Source organism: Bacillus sp. JJ722, from assembly GCF_036963345.1.
Classification (GTDB): Bacteria; Bacillota; Bacilli; order Bacillales; family DSM-1321; genus Bacillus_AD.
Genome location: NZ_JBALMO010000173.1, coordinates 1 through 10229, shown reverse-complemented (window position 1 = coordinate 10229; position 10229 = coordinate 1). Strand labels below are relative to the sequence as shown.

The following is a 10229-nucleotide window of genomic DNA, read 5'->3' as shown; positions in this document are numbered from 1 at the left end:
ATTCAATGTACTATGTATCAATTTGGAAAATCCTTCAGATACATACATATTTTTAATAAAGTGTGTATTTTTTATAAAATTTTCTTCTATTACGAACATTTTTTTGCCTAAAAAGATATTCATTCGTTCCTTCATGATGTATAATTAAAAATACATTTCAGAAAACTTATGCAAAAAATATACAGTGAGCTTATATTTAAATAGTTAATTTACTGAAATTTCTAATATTTTATGTAAATTACCCAAACTGTTACCAAGGCTTTTCATGCGTAATTTACATGTATTTCTTCCGTTGCTTAAAAATTAAAATAAACATCTTTTAAAAGGGGAGTTAATAAATATGGCTATTTTACAAGAAATTCAACAAGAATCTATGCAAATCGCAAAGGATTATGTCAATGAAGTTTATGAAGCAGTAAAAAAGCGCAACCCAAATGAAAGTGAGTTTCATCAAGCAGTAAAGGAAATATTCGATTCTCTTGTTCCAGTTTTTGCAAAACACCCAGAATATATGAAATACAGTGTTTTAGAAAGAATATCTGAACCTGAAAGAGTCATTATGTTCCGTGTTCCTTGGGTAGACGATCAAGGGAAAGTTCAAGTAAACCGCGGTTATCGCGTTCAATTCAACAGTAACATCGGTCCTTATAAAGGTGGTCTTCGTTTCCATCCCTCCGTTAATACTAGCATCATCAAATTTTTAGGTTTCGAACAAATTTTCAAAAATTCCCTAACAGGCCAACCAATCGGTGGTGGTAAAGGCGGATCTGACTTTGATCCAAAAGGAAAATCAGATATGGAAGTTATGCGATTTACGCAAAGCTTCATGACTGAATTATGTAAGCATATTGGTCCTGACATTGATGTACCAGCAGGTGACATCGGCGTTGGAGCTAGAGAAATTGGTTATTTATTCGGTCAGTACAAACGTATTCGCGGCGCCTTTGAAGCAGGCGTATTAACAGGTAAAGGGCTTGGCTATGGCGGAAGTTTAACAAGAACTGAAGCTACTGGGTATGGTACAGTTTACTTCGTTGAAGAAATGTTAAAAGACAAAGGCTTAAGCTTTAATGGAAGTACTGTTGTTGTTTCAGGTTCTGGTAATGTTTCAATCTACGCTATTGAAAAAGCACATCAATTAGGTGCCAAAGTAGTAGCATGTAGCGATTCAAACGGTTATGTTTATGATCCAAATGGTATTAATTTAGATACCGTTAAACAATTAAAAGAAGTAGAACGAAAAAGAATTCAAGAATATGTTGTAGCACACCCTGAGGCTACTTATGTAGAAGGTTGTGAAAACATCTGGTCAATCTCTTGCGATATCGCCTTACCATGCGCGACTCAAAACGAGATTAACGAAGATGCCGCGAAATTGTTAGTAGCAAATGGTGTTAAAGCAATTGGTGAAGGTGCCAACATGCCATCTACACTTGAAGCAATCGATGTATTCTTAGCAAGCGGTGTACTATTCGGGCCAGCTAAAGCTGCAAATGCAGGTGGCGTAGCTGTTTCTGCGTTAGAAATGGCACAAAACAGCAGCAGAATGCCATGGTCATTCGAAGAAGTAGATGAAAAGTTACATGAAATTATGAAAAATATCTACCAAAACAGCGTAATTGCTGCGGAAGAATACGGCCACCCTGGTAACCTTGTTGTAGGTGCCAACATCGCTGGCTTTATTAAAGTAGCAGATGCAATGATCGCTCAAGGTGTTGTTTAATATCATTAATACTAACCCAGCAATCAACTATCATGAGTTGATTGCTGGGTTTTTGTGCTTTATTCTATTTGAAAAAAGTACCGTGTTCTGAGATGGGTTCAAAGCCAATCATTATGTCTTTCCTAATAAAATTGATAATATATTGAAAAAGAAGGTTTCAATATACTACTTATATCAATATAGAAAGAAGGATAAACTCATGACTTTCGAAAGTAGAGAGCTTAAAGATATAACATATTCCGTATTAGACCTTTCTCCAATTATTGTAGGCGGAACAGCACAGGATGCTTTTCGAAATTCGCTTGATCTTGCACAACATGTTGAGAAATGGGGCTATACCCGCTTTTGGTTAGCTGAGCATCACAATCACCCTGGTGTTGCAAGTTCCGCTACCTCAGTGTTAATCGGCCATATAGCTGCAGGAACGAAATCTATCCGCGTTGGTTCAGGAGGCATTATGCTACCCAATCATGCTCCCCTTGTTATTGCTGAACAATTTGGTACACTCGAATCTCTATATCCCGGTCGCATAGATTTAGGTATTGGTCGTGCACCCGGAACTGACCATGCAACTACATATGCTTTAAGAAGAGATAGCCGTAATGGTGCTAACGATTTCCCTATGAATTTACATGAACTCCGCTCTTACTTTAATCCGGCATTAAGTAGTAATCGCAATACAGTAAAAGCCTATCCAGGCGAAGGTCTATCCATTCCTATTTGGCTGCTAGGTTCAAGCGGATATAGCGCTCAATTAGCAGGACAACTTGGATTGCCATTTTCATTTGCCAATCATTTCGCACCTGAAAACACCATGCCGGCATTGCATCTTTATCACAGTAGTTTCCAACCTTCTGATGTACTTGCTCAACCTTATACAATGATTGGCGTAAATGTTATTGCCGCTGACACAGATGACGAAGCGAAAAAGCTTGCAACATCCATGCAGCAACAATTTTTGAAATTAATTCGAAATGCACCTGGACCACTTGAACCACCAATTGATTATTTAGATTCCATTACAAATGATTTGGAGAAAGAAGCTCTTCAATCTCGTGCATCTGCCTCAATCATCGGTAGTCCGTCAACGGTGAAAGAAAAGCTAACAGCTTTAATTAATGAAACACAAGTTGATGAAATAATTGTTAATAGCTCCATTTATGATCATAAGGCTCGATTACGCTCTTATGAAATTGTTTCTGAAATTCTAAAATAACTAATAACCCAATCGACTAAGATTGGGTTATTTTACTTTCTACCTAACTATCGGTAGGTGAATTTTTTTGAAATAAAAAAGCAGTACTCATTCAATCTGAAATCAACTGCTTTTCTCCAATATACAGTTACTCTTCATTTAATAAAGCTTTAGATTTTTTCGTCTGCCCATTTTTGTCTATTGTAGGAATAAGGAACATCGATACTAATTGGCAAAACGCAATCGAGCAAAGAATAAATCGAACATGAAAATAAGGAAAAACCAAACCACTGATTAATAAAATAGTATAGGTAGAAAGTACAATTTCAAATTTACTTCTGAGGGTTAATCCTCCACGTTCTTTAAAAGGAACCACATATTTCTTATACACTTTTCGGTTCTTAATCCATTCTTCATTCTTCTTTGAACTTTTAGCAAATAAAGCTGCAGCTAATAAAATTAATGGCGTAGTTGGTAACAGTGGCACGACTACACCGATCATTCCCAATAGAAAGCTAATCCACCCCAATGACAAGAATATTTTTTTCTTCAAGTAATCAGCTCCTTCTTTCCTTAGCATCAATATAGAAATAGCTCCGTAGCTCAAATATATTTATACAATAAAAAACATACTCAAATCGTTAAAACAGTTAGTGAATAACTGAGCATGTTAAATTCGATCCAATAGTCAAATATTAATATGACAATAAATCTTACAATACACAAGGTTATTATACAAATTTATGAATGTATTTGTCTATCATTACTATTCAATATTATTTTTTCTTGAATATTCGATATTTACAAGTCAATTTCAATAAAGTGAAACTTTAATTAATAGAGATTTTCGTCCTCCCCCAACGATTGTTAGTTGAACCAATCGGGTTCTTACTGGAGCTTCATCTCCCGCTTTAACGTCTTCGCTTCTACTTTCGTTTTGAAGTGGAGTCTTAGCGCCAGTTTGAACGAGATAAAAAACAGCGCTATGTCAACCAATGACACAATGTTCAACAAATTCGTGGTAACATCACACCGCTTAATCGATGTAACGGCCGATTTACTCCAAGTGGGGTTTGTAATAATAATTGACCTTTTGGAATTAAACAAGAATGGCTAGAAAAATACCCTATTGAATTATCTGGTGGTGAGCTGCAACGAAGCTAAAGTTTGCGACCGAATTATTAGAGTTAACGATTTTTAATGAGATACACATAGAGCTGTCTATAAAACCACTCTATCAAGCTAGCTTTAAACCCAGTAGAGTGGTTTTAGATTTATGCTTCTCGATGAGAAATATCGCCTTCCATGACAAATTTCATTTGCCCGTTATCGATCTCTAATACTGTCAAACTAGTATCATATATATATGGAGGTTCCCACAGGTTTTCAAGAGAAAGGTTCTTTATATGTTTGAGTAGCACTTTAATAACAACAGTATGTGTAACGACTAATATATTGCCACTTTCGTTTTCCGAAGTGATACGTTGTAAAAATTGTTCTACTCGATTTTGTACGTCAGCAAAGCTTTCTCCAATAGTTGCTTCAAAGCGATGAGGTTCATAGAAAAATGCACGATACATTTCAACATCTTGTTCATCTAACTCGTCTTCTGTCTTCCCTTCCCAATTCCCCATATGTATTTCTCTTAAAGAATCATCTGTCAAAATTTGCTGCTTTCTTTCACCTAGAATACACTCAGTAGTAGTAATAGTTCGATTACTTGGACTTGAATAAACCGCTTGAAATTCAATATCTTGCAATCTATTTCCAAGCAGCTTAGCATGGTGTATGCCTTTTTCCGTCAATGCGGAGTCCTTCCATCCTTGTAACCTTTTCTGAGTATTCCAAATAGTTTCTCCATGCCTTGTTACATATAACTTTAACAAAATGACTTCCCCCTTACTAATTTATGATTGATTTCTGAATGTAATTTTTATCTATATTGCTATTTTATCACTTTTCTTCACAATGTATGTAGTGACCGCTATTGGAGATGGGGGATGGACGCCTCCCACCGATTAAAGTTTCACTTTATCTATTTCACGTAAACTACTTCGGAGTGCTAACAAAACGTAAAAAGGCTGTTCGAAAAGTGATTTTCAATCACTTTTCAAACAGCCCCGCTAATAGTTTATGACAATAATACTTTCAATAAAAATGTTAATTATAATTCATTTAATAGATTCATTACAATTTTCGCTGAGTTTTCAGCCGCTTTCACTTCGAACTCTTCATAAGTTACATTCGCTTCACCATTTGCTAGGTCAGAAATTGAACGAATGATTGTGACAGGAACTTTATTTACACTCGCAACGTGAGCGATTGCCGCACCTTCCATCTCAGCAGCATAAGCATTGTGATCCTTCACTAATGAAGCTTTAAGATCAGCATCACTTACAAAGATGTCACCTGAAGCAATTGTACCAATATATGCTTTGTTTTCTTTCAATACTTCGTTTGCTACTTTTTGTGTTTTTTCAGCTAATGCTTTGTCTGTTTCAAAGTAAGTTGGTTCACCATTCTCAGACATATCTGAGATATATCCTTTTTTGTGACCGAATACGGTAATATCCATATCATGCTCTACCGCACGATTTGAAACCACTACATCGCCAACTTTTAATTCACTATATAATCCCCCAGCTACACCGGTGTTAATTAGCGTACTTACTTTGAAATCATCAATTAGAATTTGGGTACATAATGCCGCATTTACTTTACCTACACCTGATTTAACAATAACAACTGGCTTTCCATTTAAATCTCCAGCATGGAATTCTAAACCAGCTTTCTTTGTTACTTTTACATTCTCAAGTTCAGATTTTAACGTCGTTACTTCTGAGTCCATCGCTCCAATAATACCGATAGGTTGTACTTGTTCTTTCTTCTCGTTTGCTGGTGCTGATTCTTTTGCCTTATCCTCAGATGAGCATCCAGTAAGAATTGCAAATAGCGCCATCATAATGACTACAATCTTCTTCATTTTGTATATCTCCTTCAATACTTTACTATATTCTTTCGACAGTGATTATTATATTAATATAACGCGTACTATGTCAACTAAAAATACGAATATTAATAAAGAAGTAACTACGTAATATTCGTTTTTAAAACAAATAATAACTAAACACCCATAAAACCATTCATCATTAAAGCTAAATCACAAACTTTTTTTTAAAAAACCTTAACAAAAAAAAGCACAGAGCGTTACGCTCTGCACCTTTTATGTTGTCATTTTTAATGTAATAACACTAAGAATTAAAATTGTTAATGATATGATTTGACCTTTATTTAATTTCTCTTTGAACCAAATAACACCAAGAGCCGTAATACCGATTGCCCCTACTCCTGCCCAGACTGCATAAGCAACACCAGGAGGAATCTCTCTCATTGAATATGTTAACATCGAAATAGAAATTGCAAATCCTACTACCACAATAACAATCGGTGTTTTTCGCTTCCATCCATCAATATATTTCATCGCACACGTCGCAACAACTTCTTCTAGTCCAGCTAAAATTAAAAATACCCAAGCCATTATGAATGACTCCTTTCATTCTCTGGTTTGTCGCTAGTGGACATTTTTAAACCAATAATCCCAACTAATAGCCCTAATACCGCTATTCCTTGAACCAAAGAAAATTCTTCTCCCATTAACACACTAATAAAGTATGTTCCAATGGTACCTATACCAACGAAAACACTGTATGCAACTGCTACTGGTATTTGTTTATACGATATAATTAACAGCACGAAGCTGATTGCAATAATTGCTATTAAAATAATCCATTCGATTGGAGTTGATACAACCTTTAAGCTAGATGCCCAAATAACTTCTAGCGCTCCAGCAATCAACACTAATACCCAACCCATAATTTCACTCTCCATATTTCATGACTGACCGTCAGTCTTTATATTTCATAAGAAAAGTAGATAAAACAACCTTATCTACTTCTTCAATCCAATCGCTCTATAAATAAATTGTGCAATTTCTTTTTTGTAGTACCCGATTGAATCTTGTTGTTGATCTTGAAAGTAATATCTTTCTGCTGCGTGGTCGATAAGGTTAATAATAATCTGAGAAGCATGGCGTGTATCCATCTCATCAGTAATGTAACCTTCCGCCCTTCCTTGATTCAGCTGTGCCTCTAACCAATTATAATACGGTCCATAAATGCTTTCCCATTTACTAAAAAACTTTTCATAGGCAAATCTTGAATACGATAGCAGTATGATGTTTTTATACGTATTAGTGTGGTTAAACTGTACATTGATAATTGTTTCAATTAACTTCTCTATTGTCTTATTCTCTAAGTTGTCATATTGAGTTTGAATTTCTACCATTGTATTTTTTAATAAAGACTCGGTTAGAGCCGGTACAAGTGCTGCCTTAGAATCAAAATAAAGGTAAAAGGTACCCTTAGCCACTTGAGCCTCACATACAATATCTGAAACTGCTGTTTTATCAAATCCCTTTTCAGAAATTACTTTATGAGCAGCATGTAGAATTCGTTCGTATTTATCACCTTTTTTCGCCATTTACTAATAACCACCTTTTACTAAGAAAAGCGGAAGCGCCTTGCTTATCGACGTACGTACTGGAGGGACTTCGACTGAGATAAAGGAAACACGATGAGCTGATAAGCGAATCGATGTTGACTTATCGTAGGGAGAAAGCCTGAAGTACGCTAGGCGATAGGCGCTGGAGCTAGACACTTATCTAAGTTCAGAAAACTATACTTTCTTAATCAACCAACACCGTCCTTTTGAAGTGAAGCTCATACTTCAAACCTAAAAGGAAACACTACGCAGGTATAAGACATTCATTCTTTCAAAACCCGCTTTTTGTTACCAAAACGAATTGGCTTAAAAAACCACGTGTGGCAGGTGTAAGGTTAGCTAACCTAAAAATGACCCGCGGTCATTTCTTTATTATATTATCTCTTTTTCATCTTTATGTCAAAAAAAAAATGAGTAACAATGTCACCCATTTTTTATAAAGTTAAGAAGAAATGGCGCTTTTTTCTTATTTCCCACAACATTTCTTATATTTTTTCCCGCTACCACATGGACAAGGTTCGTTTCTTCCTACTTTCGCTTTCAGCTTTTGATTTGCTTCAGGAGTAGTTTGAGGTGATAATTCAATTGGTGTATGTCCTTTTAATGACCACAGTCTTGTATTATTCATAACATTAACAACAAATGGAATGAATCGTTGTAAGTCTTCTACGTCTTTAAACTGAAGATATTTGCCAAACAACCCTACAACCTCTGCTAATGCCTCACCGGATTGGATCATAAACATACATTCTCCAATTAATTCATCCATCATATCAGCAGATACTTCATACTGTTTATTGACATATTGAATTAAATCTTGAACTTGCTTTGTACGATTATAATGTTCATGTCGATTCATTGTATACATTAATTCTTCTGGGATTGGATAGTAATCTAATTCCGCTTTAGCAGATTGTAGACGCTTTAATCCTTCTACATCCTCAATCAAATCATCTACAAGATAATCACCGCTGATTTTGAATGAATTATAATATTGCCCTAAATGATTGATATATTGTATAAACCATTTCGCATCAAGCTTTTCACCAATGTGATTTTCAACCATCGATTGTGCCGTAGCTATTTCAACCATTCCATAATAGCGAATCATACCAAATAATAGGTTTGTGATTTTTTGATTTTTATTCACTAAAGACTTCAATTGAGCTGGATCTAATTTAAAGAACTGAGCCATTACTTCTTGAGGCATTACTAGTATTGGCTGTTCTTCCTGCACAGCTGGGTGGATGTAACCAATACTGCTTAAATAGAACATATCTTCAAGCTCTAACTGTTCCGTTTCAATAATGCCACTTTTAGACATAAGGCGTAGAATTGCAGCATACTGATCTACGTCTAACAATTCTGCTTTGCTAGCCACAGACTGAGGGATATGCTCATTTAATGCCACAACAAGCTCTTTCTTACGTAAAGAACTCATATTCTTTAATTCTAAATTACGACGAATATTCTTTAATTGATCCATGTTTAACGTGTTCAATAATGTCTCTAACTTATATTCGTCCACTACTTCTACATTCATTACTTTCTTTTCCTCCTAATATAAAAAGCGAACAACTAATATTCACTAGTAAATCTTATATACCGATAACAATCACTTCTAGCATCAACCATTTTATCGATGAATAAAAAAAGAAGCAATACTTCATTCCTTTTCACACTAAGATATAGTTAAATTCTAGACAAATTAATAACATAAAACTTATTTTAACACTTTTGGTTGTTTATTTCATTTTATTAATTTATACAGCTAATCATCTATTAATGAGAAACAAACAATGATGCTTTCCTATTTTAAAACAAAGTAAAACACAACGATATTTTTATAGTATCGTTGTGTTTTCATCTTTATACTTGTTGCTCATTCGCTCACTACAATCAAACTTATAATTCCATACCATTCAGCAAATCACGTAAAGCCTTTAATTCTTCTACTGATAATGTCACACCTTTTCCCATCTTTTCATGTTCAGGTGACCAATCTCGCAAATCATATTTAGCTGCTTTACCATTCCAACTAATAAGATTTAATTCCTTATTCCACCCTTTAGGTGACTCAGATAATGTTCCGATTTGTTGTTTAATTTCATATTTAATCTCTGCCATGTTAGTACCTCCACACTCTTTTTCGTCCTTTGATAATAACATTATTCCCCAAAATAATCATAAATTCCTCCATACATTTTTGGCGTTTCACTTCTTCATCCTTTACACTAGAGTCAAATACAATGGAAATAAGGAGTGAAAAAATGGCAGAGCATCGCTTTCATTTACAAGCAAACTGGCCAGGTTTACGAAATGATGTGGGAGAGATTAAAACTGGTAACCTGCAAACAAAAGTCTCCATACCACCGGAAATGGATGGTCCAGGAATTGGTACTAATCCTGACGAAATGCTTCTTGGTGCAGCTGCAACCTGCTACATTATTACACTCGCGGCTATGTTAGAGCGACGACAATTAGAGAAAGTTAGCTTAACAATGACATCGGAAGGCATCGTTGATGTCAAAAAAGGTGTAATCACTTACAAAAAAATCATTCATCGACCTGAGATTGTCCTTACAAGTAATGCTACCGACCAAGACTGCAAACTAGCGCAAAAGTTCGCGGAAAAAGCAGAAACATCCTGCATGATTAGCCGTGCTATTCGTGGCAATGTAGAAATAGAATTGGAAGCTACAATTAGAAAAGCGGAAGCGCTCGTTTAGCGACGTATGGACTGGAGCCCTC

Annotated in this window: 11 protein-coding genes; 3 read left to right on the top strand and 8 right to left on the bottom strand. The window is 35.4% G+C overall.

Translation table 11 applies throughout. The annotated features are described in order from the left end of the window. Positions 1-340 precede the first annotated feature (340 nt). Together gdhA and V7014_RS19455 are read left to right on the top strand one after the other, a co-directional pair. Complete coding sequence (gene gdhA / locus V7014_RS19460) at positions 341-1723, top strand: NADP-specific glutamate dehydrogenase (protein ID WP_335509431.1); 1383 nt, start codon at positions 341-343, stop codon at positions 1721-1723. A 199-nt stretch (positions 1724-1922) separates the two neighbouring features. Further along, on the top strand, positions 1923-2939 hold the full coding sequence (locus V7014_RS19455; protein WP_335509429.1) for an LLM class flavin-dependent oxidoreductase: 1017 nt from the start codon (positions 1923-1925) through the stop codon (positions 2937-2939). A gap of 127 nt (positions 2940-3066) precedes the next feature. Here V7014_RS19455 and V7014_RS19450 read toward each other — a convergent pair whose 3' ends face one another. The 8 genes from V7014_RS19450 to V7014_RS19415 all read right to left on the bottom strand — a co-directional run bounded on the left by V7014_RS19450 (position 3067) and on the right by V7014_RS19415 (position 9605). Next, positions 3067-3471, bottom strand: coding sequence for a DUF454 family protein (locus tag V7014_RS19450; protein ID WP_335509428.1), 405 nt, complete (start codon positions 3469-3471; stop codon positions 3067-3069). Between the two features lie 721 nt (positions 3472-4192). Next, entirely contained in the window at positions 4193-4804 is a 612-nt protein-coding gene (locus V7014_RS19445; protein WP_335509426.1) for a histidine phosphatase family protein, read from the bottom strand. A gap of 278 nt (positions 4805-5082) precedes the next feature. Then, complete coding sequence (locus V7014_RS19440) at positions 5083-5901, bottom strand: 5'-methylthioadenosine/adenosylhomocysteine nucleosidase (RefSeq protein ID WP_335509425.1); 819 nt, start codon at positions 5899-5901, stop codon at positions 5083-5085. A 240-nt stretch (positions 5902-6141) separates the two neighbouring features. After that, complete coding sequence (locus V7014_RS19435) at positions 6142-6456, bottom strand: DMT family transporter (protein ID WP_335509423.1); 315 nt, start codon at positions 6454-6456, stop codon at positions 6142-6144. Continuing rightward, positions 6456-6791, bottom strand: coding sequence for a DMT family transporter (locus V7014_RS19430; protein ID WP_335509420.1), 336 nt, complete (start codon positions 6789-6791; stop codon positions 6456-6458). Before V7014_RS19430 ends, V7014_RS19435 begins: the two co-directional genes overlap by 1 nt. A 75-nt stretch (positions 6792-6866) precedes the next feature. Next, the gene (locus V7014_RS19425; RefSeq protein WP_335509418.1) at positions 6867-7457 is read right to left on the bottom strand and encodes a TetR family transcriptional regulator; all 591 of its coding nucleotides are present in this window, start codon (positions 7455-7457) and stop codon (positions 6867-6869) included. Positions 7458-7944: 487 nt separating this feature from the next. Beyond that, a complete protein-coding gene (locus tag V7014_RS19420; RefSeq protein WP_335509416.1) occupies positions 7945-9021 on the bottom strand; it encodes a YecA family protein in 1077 nt (358 codons plus the stop codon). 362 nt (positions 9022-9383) lie between these two features. Continuing rightward, the gene (locus V7014_RS19415; RefSeq protein ID WP_335509415.1) at positions 9384-9605 is read right to left on the bottom strand and encodes a YdbC family protein; all 222 of its coding nucleotides are present in this window, start codon (positions 9603-9605) and stop codon (positions 9384-9386) included. 143 nt (positions 9606-9748) lie between these two features. Between V7014_RS19415 and V7014_RS19410 the strand changes: the two genes are divergently transcribed. Beyond that, positions 9749-10207, top strand: a complete 459-nt coding sequence (locus V7014_RS19410; protein WP_335509412.1) for an OsmC family protein — start codon at positions 9749-9751, stop codon at positions 10205-10207. Positions 10208-10229: the final 22 nt, after the last annotated feature.

Bases quoted from the DNA above. Each gene is read 5' to 3' on its own strand.
- V7014_RS19415 (WP_335509415.1), bottom strand. From the start codon at position 9,605: ATGGCAGAGATTAAATATGAAATTAAACAACAAATCGGAACATTATCT.
- V7014_RS19425 (WP_335509418.1), bottom strand. From the start codon at position 7,457: ATGGCGAAAAAAGGTGATAAATACGAACGAATTCTACATGCTGCTCAT.
- V7014_RS19455 (WP_335509429.1), top strand. From the start codon at position 1,923: ATGACTTTCGAAAGTAGAGAGCTTAAAGATATAACATATTCCGTATTA.
- gdhA (WP_335509431.1), top strand. From the start codon at position 341: ATGGCTATTTTACAAGAAATTCAACAAGAATCTATGCAAATCGCAAAG.
- V7014_RS19440 (WP_335509425.1), bottom strand. From the start codon at position 5,901: ATGAAGAAGATTGTAGTCATTATGATGGCGCTATTTGCAATTCTTACT.
- V7014_RS19410 (WP_335509412.1), top strand. From the start codon at position 9,749: ATGGCAGAGCATCGCTTTCATTTACAAGCAAACTGGCCAGGTTTACGA.
- V7014_RS19420 (WP_335509416.1), bottom strand. From the start codon at position 9,021: ATGAATGTAGAAGTAGTGGACGAATATAAGTTAGAGACATTATTGAAC.
- V7014_RS19430 (WP_335509420.1), bottom strand. From the start codon at position 6,791: ATGGGTTGGGTATTAGTGTTGATTGCTGGAGCGCTAGAAGTTATTTGG.
- V7014_RS19435 (WP_335509423.1), bottom strand. From the start codon at position 6,456: ATGGCTTGGGTATTTTTAATTTTAGCTGGACTAGAAGAAGTTGTTGCG.